At 54.0% G+C, this 17549-nt stretch carries 10 protein-coding genes; 2 read left to right on the top strand and 8 right to left on the bottom strand.

Going from position 1 to position 17549, the window contains the following annotated elements:
* Positions 1 to 27: 27 nt before the first annotated feature.
* Positions 28 to 366: a PadR family transcriptional regulator gene (locus OQ371_RS13410; RefSeq protein WP_265988447.1), complete on the bottom strand. Its 339-nt coding sequence runs from the start codon at positions 364 to 366 to the stop codon at positions 28 to 30.
* Between the two features lie 213 nt (positions 367 to 579).
* Between OQ371_RS13410 and OQ371_RS13405 the strand changes: the two genes are divergently transcribed.
* Positions 580 to 1815 carry an alpha/beta hydrolase family protein gene (locus OQ371_RS13405; RefSeq protein ID WP_265988446.1) on the top strand — a complete coding sequence of 412 codons (1236 nt, stop codon included), beginning with the start codon at positions 580 to 582 and terminating at the stop codon, positions 1813 to 1815.
* Between the two features lie 15 nt (positions 1816 to 1830).
* Here OQ371_RS13405 and treF read toward each other — a convergent pair whose 3' ends face one another.
* Positions 1831 to 3276, bottom strand: a complete 1446-nt coding sequence (gene treF / locus OQ371_RS13400; protein ID WP_374761417.1) for an alpha,alpha-trehalase TreF — start codon at positions 3274 to 3276, stop codon at positions 1831 to 1833.
* Between the two features lie 203 nt (positions 3277 to 3479).
* Positions 3480 to 4625, bottom strand: a complete 1146-nt coding sequence (locus tag OQ371_RS13395; protein WP_265988444.1) for a mannonate dehydratase — start codon at positions 4623 to 4625, stop codon at positions 3480 to 3482.
* Between the two features lie 192 nt (positions 4626 to 4817).
* Here OQ371_RS13395 and OQ371_RS13390 point away from each other — a divergent pair, with 192 nt between their 5' ends.
* Positions 4818 to 6509 carry an alpha/beta hydrolase-fold protein gene (locus OQ371_RS13390; RefSeq protein WP_265988443.1) on the top strand — a complete coding sequence of 564 codons (1692 nt, stop codon included), beginning with the start codon at positions 4818 to 4820 and terminating at the stop codon, positions 6507 to 6509.
* Between the two features lie 58 nt (positions 6510 to 6567).
* On the opposite strand, the gene OQ371_RS13385 is transcribed toward OQ371_RS13390, so the two are convergent.
* The 5 genes from OQ371_RS13385 to OQ371_RS13365 all read right to left on the bottom strand — a co-directional run bounded on the left by OQ371_RS13385 (position 6568) and on the right by OQ371_RS13365 (position 17484).
* Entirely contained in the window at positions 6568 to 8976 is a 2409-nt protein-coding gene (locus tag OQ371_RS13385; protein ID WP_265988442.1) for an ABC transporter permease, read from the bottom strand.
* Positions 8977 to 9032: 56 nt separating this feature from the next.
* Entirely contained in the window at positions 9033 to 11414 is a 2382-nt protein-coding gene (locus OQ371_RS13380; RefSeq protein WP_265988441.1) for an ABC transporter permease, read from the bottom strand.
* A 24-nt stretch (positions 11415 to 11438) separates the two neighbouring features.
* Complete coding sequence (locus OQ371_RS13375) at positions 11439 to 13856, bottom strand: ABC transporter permease (protein WP_265988440.1); 2418 nt, start codon at positions 13854 to 13856, stop codon at positions 11439 to 11441.
* Positions 13857 to 13934: 78 nt separating this feature from the next.
* Positions 13935 to 16286 carry an ABC transporter permease gene (locus tag OQ371_RS13370; protein ID WP_265988439.1) on the bottom strand — a complete coding sequence of 784 codons (2352 nt, stop codon included), beginning with the start codon at positions 16284 to 16286 and terminating at the stop codon, positions 13935 to 13937.
* 160 nt (positions 16287 to 16446) lie between these two features.
* Positions 16447 to 17484, bottom strand: a complete 1038-nt coding sequence (locus OQ371_RS13365) for an OmpA family protein (RefSeq protein WP_265988438.1) — start codon at positions 17482 to 17484, stop codon at positions 16447 to 16449.
* Between the last annotated feature and the right edge of the window lie 65 nt (positions 17485 to 17549).

Below are 17549 nucleotides of genomic sequence, written 5' to 3'. Positions count from 1 at the left end.
GATTCTTCCCATTTAACGCTCAGCTCCTCAAAGGCTGGTTACGGGTTTGAACGGGTTTAGCAGGCGGGTCCAGAAGCTGGCGCGTACTTCCTGAATTTCTTCCAGCGTCCGCCGACCGTAGGCCGTGACGGTGAACAGCCGCTTTCGACGGCCCCCGCGCTCGGCCGTGGGTTCGCCCATTTCCGACTTCACCATGCCTTTCTCCTCCAGCCGTTCCAGCGCCGAATGAATCTGGTTCAGCCGCACCGAACGGCCGGTTTGCTCAATAATTTCGTGCGTAATGGCGACACCATAGGCTCCCCCTTCCAGCACGGCAACCGTGAGCAGTACGATCTCCTCAAACTCCCCTAAGTAGCTGCGTTTCATCGCGATTAATTAGTTCCATATTTGCTGATCAAATGTCCTGCCAAGGTGATAAAGATGCCTGAATCGCTTTTCTGGGCAGGTTAGCCGAAAACCGTTGTACGATTTCGGACAGTTTTTGTCCGGTTGCGAACGTGGCTTAAAGCCGTTCATGAACAGTATTTTAGCGCAGAATGGGTCTTTTGTTTTTGATTCCAAAACTCCTCCCCTCAACTGATGAAAGCGTTACTCGTGTTTTTTCTGCTCAGCCTTACGGCGGGGTTTGCCCAAAACAAAACCGTTCCCGGCATCGACGCCAGCGCTATAAAAACGGACTCGCTGCCGTGGGATCTGAACGCCCTGAGTAAAGCTCCGGCGGTGGAATGGCTGGATCAAACCGGCCCGGTTCACTCGTTGCTTTATCAGAGTGCGGATTACGAAGGGAAACCCACCCGGGTGTTCGCGTATTATTCCAATCCCGATCTAATTCGGGGCAAGGCCACGGGCAAACGGACGTTTCCGGGCGTCGTTTTGATCCACGGCGGGGGTGGAAAGGCGTTTAAAGAGTGGGTCGAAAAATGGGCCGCTGACGGGTATGCCGCCATCGCGATGGATCTGGCGGGCAAGGGAGCCGACGGCCAGCGACTGGCGCTGGCCGGACCCGATCAGGGCGATGTCGATAAGTTTTTAAAACTGGAAAAAGCCGCTTTAAAGGATATGTGGACGTATCAGGCCGTATCCAGCGCCATTCTGGCCCACTCGCTGCTGCGGGCTCTGCCGGAAGTGGACGCGTCAAAAACGGCGGTCACGGGCATCAGTTGGGGTGGCTACCTGACCTGCCTCGTCGCCAGTCTGGACAATCGGTTCAAGGCAGCCGCCCCGGTCTACGGGTGTGGCTACTACGACGAGTCCGACATTTTCAAAAAACCGATCAGCCAGCTTTCGGCGGGTAGCCGTCGGAAATGGATGAAATTTTTCGATCCGTCGGCCTACCTGCCGTATGCCCAGCCGAAATTTCTGTTCGTTAACGGCAATACGGATCGCTTCTACAACGTGATCCCGTACCACAAAACCTACAGCCTGGTTTCGGCCAATCAGCGGACAATGTGCCTGATTCCAAACATGGCGCACGGCCACGAAGCGGGCTGGATACCGCACGAAATCCGGTATTTTTTCGAAAGCGTGCTCAACGACGGGGTTCCGCTGGTGCAGGTCGCGCCGGTGGTTGCTGACGATTCGACGCTCCGCCTGGCGTACCAGTCGCCCGTATCCATCCTCACCGCCGAGTTTCATTATTCCAACGACACCACTTCGCTCAACGAGCAGCGGGTTTGGTCGAAGCAGCAAGCAACGGTTGATCCGAAAACCCGAACCGTCACCAGTCCGATGCCGAAGGAAGGGTTTCAGTACGGTTTCTTCTACCTGAAAGACCACCGGAACGTGTCGGTTTCGAGTCCATTTCTTGTTAACTGAAGCCTTTACGCTGTATTAGTCAGCAGCTTGCAGAGCCAGATAAATGCCGTTGGTCCAGCCAAAACCATCCTGGTTGGGGTATTCCCCACCACCCGCCGGTAAGCTGGTATCTACGACGTTGTATTTTTCCATCATCTTACCGGTATCCCGAAATACCTTGTCATTGAGCGCCATCCAGCGGTTTTTAATTTCAGTAGCCGTGTCCGTAAAGCCGTACTTCATCAGGCCCTGGTGGGTGATCCATTGCAGGGGTGCCCACCCATTCGGAAAATCCCATTGCTGCCCGCTTTCCAGAACCGTTGAAACCACTCCGCCTTCTTTTAAAAAGCTTTTCGCAATGTGCTTGTGAACATGAGCCGCTTGTTCGTCGGAGGCCAGCCCGAAGAACAGGGGAAACACAGCCGCCAGCGACAAAACCGGTGTTGATTTGTGGGAAACGATGTTGTAATCCATGAAAAAATGCCGTTGTTCGTCCCAGAGATACGTCATGATGGCTTTTCGTCGGGCCTCCGCTTTTTGTCGGAAGTGCTCAAACGGTTCCCGAAACGAACTCTGGAGATAGGCATCCGACAGGGTTATTTCCAGATCGTACAGCAAGCAGTTCAGGTCTACGGGAATAATGTCGGTGGTGTGAATGGTGGCCAGGTGTTCCGGATCGCCAAACCAGCGGCAACTGAAATCCCAGCCGGATTCGCAGGCCGCCCGGATATGACGGTACAACGCACCGGGTGAGACGCCGTAGGGAGCCGCTTCATGCGCCAGTTCAACGTCCTCCCGGTACGATTCAGGGCGGGGGGCCGACGAATCGTCCCAGTACCGGTTTAAGATGCCGCCATCGGGCAACACGACCACGCGCCGGAAAGCCCCTTCGTGATCGTTGAGCCGAAAATACCCGTCCATCCAGTAATTGTATTCTTTCTGCATATGGGGCAGGTAGCGCACCAGCACGTCCGGACCGTCAATTTCAGAAAGCAACCGCACCATCAGCGCAAAAAACGGCGGTTGCGACCGGGTCAGGTAATAGCTGCGGTTGGCGTTCGGAATATGGCCGTAGGTATCAATCAAATGAGCGAAATTTTCGACCATGTCCCGGATCAGTTCATTTTCGCCCGAGACCCGTAGCCCAAGCATCGTGAAGTAACTATCCCAGTAATAGAGCCCCCGAAACCGCCCGCCCGGAACAATGTAGGGCCTGGGAAGAGGCAACATCGAACATAAAGGCTCGGACTGCCGCTTAAAAACCGGCCACATCTGGTTTAAATGCGCGGCCGTGGGCAACGACTGATCGCTGACGTGGCCCGTCTCCAGGTTTTTCGGCAGGTGGAAATAGGTATAGACAAATTCCTCCAACTCAAACCCATCCCGGTGTTTCTCGATTTCATACCGGCTCAGGATTTCTTCCGGCGCCCGCTTGGGATAGCAGTCGGCAAATGTGATGGAATCGGCAAAAACCGGCTTCATCTGTACATCATGAAACAGCGGACCAAACAGTTGGTCAGGGGGTAAAATGGCGGGTACTATACTGTATATTTGGGGAGACTTCTGCGTTGCGTCGGCCATAAAATCACATCAGGTTTAGTTAAGTAAACCCAATGCGATGGGGTTAGTTTACGTTTTTTTCCCCTCCTAATGCCCCAACTACCGGGAAAGAGCCTGATCTCCGATCAAACCCTGCGCTTGCTGACGGCTTCCATCAGCCCCCGCATGTAGCCCAGCGCGTATAAGGTCCCGATGGTGCTGTAACCGGGATGCTGGTTGCTGTCACCCGCCATCGTCGGTACGTGGTCGGGCCGGATGGGGCCTTTAAAACCAATTTCATAGTAGGCTTTCATGGTCTGGTACATGTCGATGATGCCCTCGTCGTGGAAGGTTTCCTCGAAGGCAAACTTGCCGCCCCGCACGTTGCGAAAATGGACGAAATGGATTTTTTTCCGTTTGCCGAAGTATTCAATGAGGCTCGGAATATCATCGTTGCCCATCAGGGCAAAATTTCCCTGACACATGGTGATGCCGTTGCTCGGGCTGGGCTGGATTTCCAGCAGGCGCTTGAAGGAATCGACGGTATTCATGATGCGGGCAATGCCCCGAATGCTGTCCACCTGCGGATCGTCCGGGTGCATCGCCAGCTTCATGCCGACTTTCTCAGCTTCCGGAACCACGGCTTTCAGAAAGTATTCCAGGTTTTTCCAGAGCGTTTCTTTCGACACCTCGCCGTATTGAGTCGGCGGCAGGTTTTTGATGGCTTCGTAATCAAAAGCCGTCACCAGCGCTCCGCCCCGGCCGGGTTTGTCGTTCTGGGTGCGGTACCAGCCAATAACCGGCATCCAGTTGTAGCAAATCGTATCAATTCCGACCTGCGTCAGATTCTTCATCAGGGTGATGAAGTTGGCAATTTCCTCATCCCGGCCCGGCAGACCCAGCTTTGTTTTTTCACCCAGCGCCGGGGGACCTTCAATAACCCGCAGCTTCAGTCCGACGTTATCCCAGGCTGCCTTCACCGCCTGTACAGCTTTCAGTTCCCAGGGTTTGATGTCTTTCAGGCTGACCATACCGGGGTTGATGCCGCCCACCGCCCCAAACACGTCCAGCTGCTTCGTCAGGGCAATTTTCTGTTCTTCCATTCCCCAGAAATAAGCCTCGCAGAGCTGCATACCCGCATCCTTCGCGAGTTCGGCCGATTTCTTACGGTCCAGACTTGGGTCGGCGGCCGGCGAAGCGGCACGGCCCTGAACACCGTTGATCCCGCCGATGGTCAGGGCGGCCAAAGAAGTGCTTTTCTGAAGGAAGGTTCTGCGGGAATTCGGCTTCATTGTCTTGAACGGAGGTGATGCCGATGAAAGGATTGGCGGGAAGCAAAATACTCCTGGCGCACGGTTTATAGCTCCTTTTTAATCCGTGCCATCCTTCTTTAGCTCCTTTTGGCCTTCCAGATGCGCTCAGGACCAATTGTTAAAAAATATTAATTGGTTCGTAGGTGTTGGGCAACGCGCTTACTTTTGGGCATGACTTGGTTTACAAATCTTCCCTCCCGGCTCATCCAAACGGCAAAACGGTTTGATTTTCGGCTGCACTACTGGTCGATCGCATTCACCGTAGCCTTTTTAGGATCGGGTATAACCGGTCAGTCCCAATCCCTCATCAGAGGCCGTATCGTTGATTCGTCCACGGCAAAACCGCTTGCTTACGTCAACATCGGTATTCAGAAGAAAAACATAGGAACGGTTTCCCGGGCCGACGGCACGTTTTCCCTGCAGCTTCCAAACGACCACCTGAGCGACACACTCACTTTTTCACTCGTTGGCTACTCGGAAAAACGCATTTCCATCAATCATCTAACGACCAATTCATCCGTGACGGTTGAACTGACCGAACGCATATCGACTCTGGATGAAGTAAAAATCACGGCGAAAAAGCCCATTGAGAAGAAATTCGGTATTAAAAAACGCAACCTCCTCTTACACTTTACCGATGGAATGTTTTCGCAAAAAGACATTTTTGAGATTGGGCAGCTGATTAAACTGGGCGATGCTCCCGCGCAAGTCACTTCGATCAACCTGCACTTGAATGCAAACAGAAAGGATAGCGCCAGTTTTCGAATCAATTTCTACCGCATGGATGGCGACCAGCCCGGTGAACGAGTTATCGAAAAAAGTATCATTCAGCGCCATCCAATCAAGGAAGGCTGGTTAACGTTTGATCTGAAAGCGTACCGTATCTTCTTAAAGGGGAATTTTCTGGCGGCTATCGAGTTTATTCCGGAAGCCGATTCACCACCGTCCACACCGATCGCTTATGAAGTGAAGCTTGGTGGTGCTTCCCGCAGTTTTTACCGGAAAAATAGCCTCGGCCGCTGGAATACGCCACCGCATCATTACTGTATTTACGTAACCGCCTTAGTGGATCAATCGACTCCCGAAGACGCCGACGATCAGGAAGCCAGACCTGAGTTCAGCTATCACTCCAGAATGGTCAACGACACGTTCTCCATTTTTGTCCAGTTGCCGTCCGACTACAATCAAAACCCCGCCAAACGGTTTCCTGTACTGTATCATCTCGACGGAAACGCTTATTTTGACCATATCCGTTCTTCACTCCGGCGAGTTACCAGAAAGAAAAAACGAAAGACCGAACCCATCCTAGTGGGAATCGGCTACCGGGATGCTTACCAGATGGATTCGCTCCGGGTTCGGGACTACACCTACCCGACGGCTTTACCCGCCGATAGCTTTGCGGTTAGCGGAGGGGGCGAACGGTTTTACAGCTTCATTACCAACGAATTGCTACCCGAGATCGAGAAACGATACCGGGTAGATACGACCCACCGAACTCTGATGGGCCATTCGTTCGGGGGGTATTTCGCGTTGTTTGCTTTATATAAAAACCTGACGGGCACGCCCGTTTTTGATCAGCTGGTGGCCGCCAGCCCTTCCCTGTGGTATCACGACACGTATCTTTTGAAACAGTTTGAGACCGCTTCTGTGTCCAATTCAGCCCGTAAAAACTGTAAACTCTTTTTAACCACGGGCGAGCTGGAAATGGCCGAATACTCGCCCGACACCTTCTCCGACCTGATTCGAAGCCTTCAAAAGACCGACGCCGTACGAGTTCGTTATAAAGCCTACAAACAACTGGAACACATGGGCACGGCCGTTCCTTCGTTCGAAGACGGTATTGAGCTTTTTTCCGGAAAGTAAAAGCGGTTGCTGTTTTGGAAAAATAGCCTGTTGTTGAAAAAGTTGGGTGCCCCCACACTTATTCCGAACGAAGCGATTTTACCGGGTTGGTCAAAGCCGCCCGGATCGACTGGTAGGAAACCGTCAGCAGGGCAATCAGAATGGCCAGCGCACCCGCCAGCGCAAACACCCACCAGTCGATGGTGATCCGGTAGGCAAAATCCTGCAACCAGGTGTGAATCGCATACCAGGCAATCGGCGACGCAATCAGGATGGCGGCCAGCACCAGCTTCAGAAAATCGCGGGAAAGCAGGGCCACAATGCCGCCCACCGAAGCGCCCAGCACCTTCCGAATCCCGATCTCCTTAACCCGGCGTTCGGCGGAAAACGACGCCAGACCAAACAGGCCCAGGCAGGAAATCAGGATCGCCAGCGAAGCCAGAATGCCCACGATTTCGCTCACCTGCCCGTCGGCCCGGTAGAGTTCGGCAAAGTGCTCATCCAGAAACGTGTAGTCAAACGGCTGGTCGGGCGCGATTTTTTTCCAGACGGACTGTACGTGCGCAACAGCCGCCGGAGCGCTCTTCCCGTTGATGCGCACCGAAAGCTCGCTGTAACCCCAATCCTTCTGATTGAAAATACAGAGCGTTTCAATTTTATGGTGGAGCGAATTAAAATTGAAGTCTTTCGCGATTCCCACAATCCGGCCCAGCGCATCCAGTCCGCCGAAGCCGAAGTTCCGCCCGATCAGCGATTGCATGGTGGCTTTGGGCTGGTCTTTCAGCAGTTCTTTCGCCAGCGTTTCGTTAATGATGTAGGCTTTTCCGTTGTCGGTTTGGCTGTCTTTGGTAAAATTCCGTCCGTAAAGAATCGGAATCTTATAAAGCGTCAGGTAGTCGGGGTCCACAATGACCTGGGAAGTAGCCATTTCGCGCACCGGACCGTCGCCGTGAAACCGTACGCCAGTCTGATGCAGATTATTTCCCAGGCGCTGCTGCGACCCCGTCACGGCCGTGATCAGCGGACTGTTCAGCAGTTCCTGTTTGAGGGCGTCGTACTTCGGGTTGGTCAGTGCATTCAGCGGAATAACCATTACCTGTTCGCGGGTAAAGCCCGGATCCTGCTGCTGCATATATTGCAGCTGTTTGACGACAAACGCCGTTGCAATGATCAGAAATACCGCGCCGGTAAATTGACCAATCACCAGTACATTTCGAAAAGAGCCTTTGGCTCGACCGGCTTCCAGCACGCCTTTTAATACTTTAACCGGCTGAAAAGAAGAAAGAAAAAAGGCCGGATAAATACCCGAAAGGATGCCGATACCAACCGCGAAAGCGAAAAATAAAAGCAACAGCAAGGGATTACTAAACAAGGATAATTCCAGGCTACGCTGGCTCAAATCGTTTACGTAGGGCAGAAATAATTTAACCAGCACCAGCGCAAAAAACAGGGAAATAAACGACAGCAGAATAGACTCTCCAATAAACTGAAACGACAACTGCGTTCGCTCGGCCCCGACTGATTTCCGAATCCCGACTTCCTTCGCCCGCCCAGCCGATTTGGCCGTGGAAAGGTTCATGAAATTAATGCAGGCAATCAGCAGTACGATCAGCGCAATCACCGAGAAGATGTACGTATACGTGCGGTCAAATTTGTGAAAATTAAGGTAGTCGTGGGTGATATTCGTGGAATTGGCGTGCACATCGCGCAGCGGCTGAAGGAATAATTCATAGAATTTCCAGCCTTCGTTTTTGATGTGTTTTTTCAGGAAAGCCGGAAATTTTTTCTCCAGCGAGGCAACGTCCGCATTGTCCGCCAGTTCCAGATAAGTTACCAGCCAGTTGCCGCCCCAATTGTTCATAAAATCGGCTTTGGCAAACGTATTAAACGAGAACAAACCGTCGAACTGTAGATGCGAATTCTTCGGTGTATTCTCGAGCACACCGGTTACTTTAAAATGGGTGGTATCCGAATCATAGACCACCAGCGTTTTCCCGATGGGATCATCGTTTCCAAAGAAAGCCCTGGCCCTCTCCTCCGTCAGCACTACGCTGCCCGGATTCTTCAAAATGCTCGCTTTATCCCCCTTGATTAATTTGTAATCAAAGAGCTGTAAAAAAGACGAATCCGCCCACAACATCTGGGGCACTATAATCTTTTTATTTCCATACGTCAGCGGAGCCTTTTCGAATGGCCTGACCCGCACAAAACTGCGAATTTCCGGGTATTCCTTGACGAGCGTAGGACCCATCGGAAACATCGACAGCGCCACGTTCTGCGGGGCGACCATGCCCGGAAACTTCTGGACTTCATCGAGCCGGTAGATGTTCTTTTGGTGAATGCCGTCAAAGCTGTTTTCGTACGTTACGAACAGCATAATCAGGATACAAGCCGCCATGCCGACCGCCAGTCCAATGATGTTGATGGCCGAAAAAACCCGGTTGCGCAGCAGGTTGCGCCAGGCAATTTTGAGGTAATTCTTTAACATGGGGTCGGAAGATAAAAGGTGAGTAGCGGATGATGAGTAGTGAGTACGTTCATTAATCACTCCGAACGGAGGGAGTTCACCGGGTTCGTCAGGGCGGCTTTTACCGACTGCACCGAAACCGTCAGCAGGGCAACCAGTCCGGCCAGACCGCCGGCTAACGCAAAAATCCACCCGTCGATCTCAATCCTGTACGTGTACTCCTGCAGGAAGCGGTGCATGGCGTACCAGCCAATCGGCGCGGCAATGACAAAGGCAATCAGAACCAGTTTGAGGAAGTCTTTCGACAAGAGCGAAACGATGCTGGTAACGGTTGCTCCCAGCACCTTGCGGACACCGATTTCCCGGGTTCGCTGCGTAACGACAAACGACACCAGCCCAAACAAACCCAGGCAACCGATCAGAATGCCGACGGCGGCAAAGAGCGTCAGGAAGTTGGTGATTTTGCGTTCGTCGTCGTAGAAAGCCCGAATGTCCTGATCCAGAAATCGACTCTCAAAATAATGGTTCGGGAAAATCGCTCTCCAGTCCTCTTCAATGTGCCGCAAAGCCAGGGGCTGCTGCCGCAGATCAATGCGGATGCTGGCCTGCTGAAAATTCCAGTCGGCGTAGAGAAAGACGTGCGGCACAATGGACGACCGCAGGCTTTGCGAATGATAATCCTTCACGACACCCATGACCGTAAACAGCTGGTTATCGCCCAGATTGATCCGCTCCCCCAGGGCTTTTTCCGGATTCTGGTAGCCAAAATCCCGGGCGGCTTTCTCGTTGATTACCGCAACGGTATTGGTATCGGCGCGGGTCCACGACCGACCGGCCACCAGCGGAATTTTGAAAAAACGGAAGTAATTCGTATCGACATATTGCATCCGAAATTCGCTCATGCCGTTGGGCAGGTTGGGGTGGTGAACGGTTCGCCACCACCAATTGTGGTTGCTCGACGGCGTGGTCAGCGCAAAGGCCACGTCGTTTATCTCCGGATGCTGAAGCAATTGCCGCCGGAACCGTTCCCGCAGAACACCTTTCCCCCAATCCGGCACATCGACCGTCACGACGGCTTTTTTGTCGAAACCCAGATCGGTTTCGTAAAAATACCGAATTTGCTTGCTGCCGATCAGGGTGCAGATCACCAGCACCTGCGCAATCACAAACTGCGCGACCACCAGCGACGACCGTAACGAAACACCCCGGGGCCGCACCAGGGCAAACCGCCCCCGCAACACCTTTACGGGCTGAAAACCGGACAAGATCAGGGCCGGGTAGAAGCCCGCCAGCACCGTTACGACAACCCCCAGAATCAGGAGAAACACCACGATATTCCCGTCCCAAACCGCCGACTGCGCAACCTGTGTATTCAGCCACTGGTCGGCATACCGGATTAACTGCGTAGCCAGCAAACCACCGAACCCGACAGCGACAAACACCAGCAAAGCCGTCTCACCGAAAAACCTGGCCATCAGTTGCTTCCGACTACTGCCCAGTACTTTCCGAACGGCAATTTCGCGGCTCCGCTGAACGGCCTGCACCGTAGCCAGATTAACAAAGTTGATGCAGGCCAGCAGCACCAGAAACAAACCGATAACGGTCAGGGTATTGAGCATCCACTGCGCAATCACGTAATTGAAGGGGTCGGGATCGCTTTCCGTGTTGCGATGAACGTCCGAAAGCGGCAGCAAACGAAAGCCCGTTGCAGCCGCGTCGTCCTTGCGTTGCCGGGCCAGCTTCGCCAACGCCGTTTCGACGGCAGCCGCCGAAGCTCCCGGTTGCAGGACCACATAGCCGTGGTGCATCGAGTCGCCCCCACCCCAGTATTCTTCGTTGTTGAACTCCTGCCGGATGCGTTTCAGGGTTTCGCGGGAAGCCACTACCTGAAACTGAAATTCGGTATTGACGGGCATTTTGCGAATAATCCCCGACACCACCAGGTCGATCTGGTTATTCAGCCGGATGGTTTTACCCATCGCATCGCCGGTCTTGAAAAACCGCCGGGCCGTGGGCTCGTCGATCACCACCTGACCGGGCTGGTCCAGCGAAGACCGGGCCGATCCGGCGACCCACTCCACATCAATCATTTCGAGAAACTGCGGGGGCGAAAAAAAGACGTTCTTTACGTCAAAGATAGTCGGCCCAACCCGCAAGCCGCTGGACTCCGTACCGTAGACATTGGCCGCATCCTCCACCCCCGGAACCTGCTCTTTCAGCGCCTTGACGACGCCCTGCGGAACGTACGTACTCTGCTCGCCGTAGCGGTTCTTTGAAATGATCCGGTACATCCGGTCGGCCTTCGTGTGGTACCGATCAAAACTATACTCAAACCGGACAATCCAGAACAACACAACGGCGACACCCAATCCCAACGTTAGGCCGGTGAGATTGATGAGCGCATAATTCCGGTTTCGGAGCAGGCCGCGCCAGGTCGTTTTGAGGTAGTTTTGAAGCATAAGTCTTTGCGGTATGTTCTCCTATTATTCCGTCCGTAAACTCTTTACCGGGTTCATCAGGGCCGCCCGGATGCTTTGGAAACTTACCGTCACCAACGCAATGGCGCCCGCCAGCAACCCGGCCACCGCAAACATCCACCACTGAATGTCTACTTTGTAGGCGAAATCCTGCAACCATTTGTCGGTAAAATACCAGGCGATGGGTGCCGCCAGCAGCAGCGCCACAAACACCAGCTTCAGGAATTGCAGCGAGAACAACCCGAAAATATGCGAAGTCGAAGCGCCCAGCGCCTTCCGGATGCCGACCTCCTTCGTGCGCGACTCGGCCATGAAGGCCACCACCCCGTACAAACCCAGACAGCCGATGAAAATGGCAATCCCCGCCAGCAGCCGGAACAGCGAATACAGCCGTTCTTCGTCCGCATAGAAGTTGGCAATGGTTTTGTCGAGGTATTCGTACTTGAACAGAAAATCCGGGAAGGTTTCCGACCAGGCCGCTCCAACGGCCGTCAGCGTCTGCTTCACCTGCCCCGAATTACCCGAGATCTGAACGCCCAAGTTTCCGTACGCGTCGCGGTGCGTGGTCAGGATGCAGGGTTCGGTTTGCTGGTGCAGCGAAAACGTATTGAAGTCTTTGACCACCCCCACAATCGGCAAGCGCCGACCGTTCAGCAGAATGGTCTTGTTTAGAATTTCGCTGGGTTGCCGAAGGCCGAGTTTGGCGATAAACCGCTCGTTGACCACGGCTTCGCGCATGGTGTCCGCCGGTAAGTTGACCCGGCCCGCAATTAGTTTCAGTCCGAATGTCCGGATGTAGGACGTATCGGCGGGACGCATCACCACCGAATAATCTTCTTCTTTCTCGCGGTTTTCGTACTGGAAGCCGGTCCACCAGTTGCCGCGGGCGGAGGGCGAAGAAATACCGAAACTCATGGCGCCTACACCGGATAATCCCGTCAGTTTGGCCCGCAGCGATTCAAGCTGGCCCGGGTTTTTCTCGGGAATTGGAATCATGACGACGGCCTCCTTGCGGAAGCCCAGATCGGCGTTCCGGAAGTAATCCATCTGGTTGTAGACAATCACGGTACCAATGATCAGCGTCTGCGAAATGGTAAACTGCAGAACAATCAGGCTTCGGCGGAGCGTCAACTGCCCGCTGCCGGTGCCCCGAATTTTGCCTTTCAGCGCCAGCACCGGCTGGTAGCCCGACAACACGAGCGCCGGATAGAAACCCGCCAGCACCGTGGTCAACACGGCCAGCACCGCCAGAAAGCCCAGCACCACCGGATCGTTGAACAAAGAAATGGTTAGCTTGATCGCGAGCAGTTGAGCCACCGACGACAGCGAGAAATGGGCGATCAGCAGGGCCAGCACTACCGCCAGGCCCGTCAGAAAGCCGGTTTCGCCCAGAAACTGCCGCACCAACTGCATCCGCGAACTGCCCAGCACTTTCCGGACGCCCACTTCCTTCGACCGCCGGATGGCTTGGGCCGTCGCCAGATTGACGAAATTGACGCAGGCCGTCACCAGCAGAAACAGGCCGATCAGCGCCATCGCCCAAATCATCTCCTTGCCAATGGTCCGCTCGTTGAAGCTCGCCATTTCCGTCGCGTAATGAATTGCCGTCAGCGGTTGTAATTCATACCGTTGATCGCGGGCTTGCTCTTCGTTCAGGTATTTTCGCAAAAAAGGCACCAACTGCTGCTCCATTGCGGTTTTGGAGGTCGTTTCGGGCAACGTCAGGTAAAGCTGAGCACCACTGTAGGAAGAACCCCAGTCGTCCCAGTTGGTGTTGGCCCCAAATTGTTTCAGGGACGAAAAGGAAAGCAACGCCTGGAACGGAATACTGGACGTTACCGGCGGATTCTTCACCACCCCGGTGACCAGAAAATCCATCTTGTTGTTGACCCGCAGCGACCGGCCCATCGGGTCGGACTCGCCAAAATATTTGTGCGCCAGCGCTTCCGACAGCACCACCGTACCCGGCCGGTTTAAAGCCGTTGCCGGATCGCCGTTGACCCAGTCGTAATCAAATACCCGAAACAACTCCGGTTCGGCGAAAGCAACCGTTCCGTTCTCTTCCTGAAACCGGCGCCGATTGCCCTTTGAGCGAACATCTTCGGCCGCCACCATCGGGCTTCGGACATCGTGAATAAAGGTCAATTGCTGCTTCAAGGCCGGGAAATCCGTCCGCAGGGCGGACAGCACCGGCAGCGGAATGCCCACATTATAGCCGTCTTCCGGTTTCGTAAAATGCCGGTATAGTCGGTACGTTCGGTCGGCGTTGGCGTGGTGCCGGTCGAAGCTCAGTTCATACCGAATTACCACAAACAGCAGCAGGCAACACGCCAGGCTGAGCGTCAGACCGATGACGTTGATCAGGGAGTAATTCCAGTTGCGCCGAAACGCGCGGACCGCCGTGAGAAGATAATTTTTTAGCATTGTTGTTTGAGTTATGAAGGAAGAGTCAAGCGTGATGAGTTGGCGGGGGCGCATTTTTAACTCATCACGCTTCATTCTTTATTCCGACCGCAGGGAAGTTACCGGATTGGCCAGCGCAGCTTTGATGGACTGGTAGCTCACCGTCAGGAAGGCAATAAGCACCGCCAGAACGCCCGCCATTGCGAAAAGCGTCCAGGATAATTCGACGCGGTATTCGAACGTACTCAGCCACTTGGTGACGGCCCACTGAGCGAACGGAGACGCCAGCAGGAGCGCCACCAGCACAAGCTTCAGGAAATCGCGGGAGGTCAGCGCCACCAGGCTGCCCACCGACGCGCCCAGCACTTTCCGAACGCCAATTTCTTTTTTCCGTTGCTCGGCCGTGAAAGCCGCCAGGCCGAACAGACCCAGGCAGGAGATGAAGATGGCCAGCGTTCCGAAGTAATTGATGAGCGTATTAACCTGCTGTTCGCTGCGGTACATCCGCTCGTAAGCTTCGTCCAGAAAATGGTATTCAAACGGATAATTCGGGTTGAATTGCCTGGTGATCCGTTCCAACTCACTGATGGCTTCGGTGGTTTTGCCTTTTTCCGTGCGGATGAGCAAGTAACTCGTATTCATGGGAATCAGGGTCAGCACCAGGGGGGTGATGGGGCTGTGCAGCGATTGCAGGTGAAAGTCTTTCATGACGCCGATGATCGGCCCCTTGCCCATCCAGTAACCCACTTGCTGCCCAACGGGATTTTTCATTCCCATGAGTTTGGCCGCAGCTTCGTTGATGATGTACGATGCGGAATCGGCTTTGCGGGCGCTCGAAAAATCCCGGCCGTCCACCAGCTTGATGTTCATGGTTTTGAGAAAATCGTAACCCACCGACATGGTCGAAACATCCTGGTAGTGCACGTTCGGTTTTTTACCGGTCCAGGTCAGGTCGCCCGACGTAGCCTGAATGTTCATGGGTAAACTCATTGTTACCGAAGCAGACGAAATGGACGGGGTTCGGATCAATTCCTGCCGGAAAACCTCCATGCGGTTGTAGGTTTCGCTTTCCAGCGGAACATACAGGACGTTTTCGCGGTCGATTCCTAAATTTTTAGTGCGGATATAGTCCATCTGGTGCGCCACCGCCAGTATCCCGATGATCAGGAAAATGGAGAGCGTAAATTGAAATACCACCAGTGTCCGGCGAAACCAGGTTGCGCCCGCGCCAAACTTCAGGGTTCCTTTCAAAATCCGGATCGGTTGCAGCGACGACAGAAACAGCGCCGGATAGCTCCCCGAAATAAAGCCGGTAATGACCACCAGTACCACCGTTCCGAGCCAGAATACCGGGTCCGTCAGGTTCAGGCTGAGTTGCTTCGAAAAAACCGTATTGAAAACCGGCAGCACCAGCGCCACGATGGCCAGCGCCAGAAAAACCGCCAGCAGACTCGTCATCACCGACTCGCTCATAAACTGCCCGATCAGCGAAGTACGCATCGCGCCGACCACTTTCCGGACGCCCACCTCCTTGGCCCGCATGGCCGAGCGGGCCGTGGCCAGGTTCATGAAATTGACGCAGGCAATCAGCAGGATAAAAACAGCCACCAGCGTAAAAATCCGGACGTACTCGATCTTACCGCCAACGGCTTTTCCATTTTCGTATTCCGCGTACAGATACACATCTTTCATCGGCTGGAGAACCGGCACGGGAAACTCCTTCCAGTCGGTATTCCGGCGGTAAATAGTTTTCATGTTGACCTCGGCTTTTGCCGGTTCCACCTGCTTGTTCAGCCGGACGTAGGTCATGAAGGAGTTGTTTCCCCACTTATTTTTCCAGGTCTCGTCAACGACATCGTAATTGATGATCCAGTCAAACTGAAAGGTCGAGTTACCGGGAATGTTTTCCAGCACCGCCCCCACGGTGTAGTACGTTGCGTTGTTGAATTGCAGCCGCTTGCCAACGGCGTTGGCGGTCCCGAAATACTTCTCTGCTACGTTGCGGGTGATGATGATCTGATCCCGTCTGGAATGCGCCATAAGAGGACTGCCAGCCAGCGTGGGAAAATCGAAGACCTGAAAAAAGTCTTTGGTAGCGTAAAACCCTCGTTCCTTGGTTGACTTATCGCCCACTTTGATCAGGATTTCCTCCGGAAACTGCACTTTCGTAGCGTACACCACCTCCGGCACCTCGCGTTTGATTACTTCCGCCAGCGGCCCCGGCGTCAGCGTTCCGGTGTACGTTGTACCCTCGTACGTGCTGTTCAGCCGTACGAAGAACACGTCTTCTATTTGGGGCAGAAATCGGTCGTAACTCAGTTCGTCTTTGACCCAGAGCCCGATGAGCAGGCTGCACGACATGCCCAGGGCCAGCCCAAAAATATTGATAAAGGAGAAAAGCTTGTTTTTCAGTAAACTCCGCCAGGCAATTTTGATGTAGTTTTGCAGCATGGTTAAGAAGGGTAAAGAATCCTTTCCCTCCGTATCCCAAACGGTATACCAGAAATAACAAGCTTCTAATTACCAATATCTTAACCGAAAGTCAAAGAAATAAACTGTCCGCAAACGGACGGTTCTGCGGACACCTGCGGACAACGGCTGTTTCAGCCCTTCACTTCACCACAAACTCAACCCGGCGGTTTTTCGACCGGCCCGCTTCGGTTGAATTGTCGGCTACGGGCCGGGTGCCGCCGTACCCCCGGGTTTCGAGCCGCTGGCTGGCAATACCGTTCTGGGTCAGGTAGGAAGCTATAACCTTCGCGCGGTTTTCGGATAAGGCCAGATTCAGCCGCGGGTCACCCACGTTATCGGTGTGCCCACCGATCTCAATCTGGAGGGCAGAGTTGCCGGTCATGGCCCGGACCAGCTGGTTCAGTTCCGCGTACGATTCGGGCAGCAGACGGTATTCGCTCTGTTCGAAAAACACCTCCTTCAGCACCAGCTTATCCCCCGTTTTCAAGCCCTCAAACCGTTCTGGAGTGATAACCGGCGCCGGAAGACTGGCAGTCACAGCCGGTGTTTTGTCCGCAACCGCTGCGGCCCCCAACGGGCTCCGGGCGACAATAACGGGCCGGGGTTTGGGTTTCTCCGCAACGGGCTTCGGAGTCGCTTTGGCCACGACGGGTTTGGGTGGCTGGTAGTTGGGCCGGAATAAAAAGTTACTGGAAAGAACCGTATAGGTGGTCTGTTTGGGCGGTACCCAGAATAGCCGGATGCTGCCCCCGTGCACATCGTTGAAATAATCGACCCGGAAGTCGTAATACTGCCCCGCTTTCAGGCTAATTTCGCCCTGGAACGTTCTTGAGTCGTTCAGACGCCAGACATCCATGACCATTTTACCGCCCACCCAAAGCCGAATACCGTCGTCGACCGTCGCGGTAAATCTGTAGACGCCGGTTGTGGGTGCGTACAGTTTTCCGGTCCAACGGACGGAGTAGAAGGAGTGCCCGATTCCCGGCCCCGGCGTTGACCGCCACTCCCAGTCGAAATCGATTTGCGAATCCATCCGGGTGAGGACCTTCCGCTGGTAGTTGGTTCCGTCGAAATACTCTCCTTTCAACCCGTTTACCGTCGTTGATTTCGGCTGGCCGCTGGCGGTTTGCATGATCAACAGCCCCATCATTCCTCCTATCAAACACCACGTGATCATAGCCAATCCGTTATCAGGTTCAGGATAGTGTAAAGTTAAACTTTATGAGGTAATAATGAAGCGTT

This window comes from Larkinella insperata, assembly GCF_026248825.1.
Classification (GTDB): Bacteria; Bacteroidota; Bacteroidia; order Cytophagales; family Spirosomataceae; genus Larkinella; species Larkinella insperata.
The sequence above is the reverse complement of the archived record's forward strand: the minus strand, read 5'-3'. Positions and strand labels throughout refer to the sequence as shown.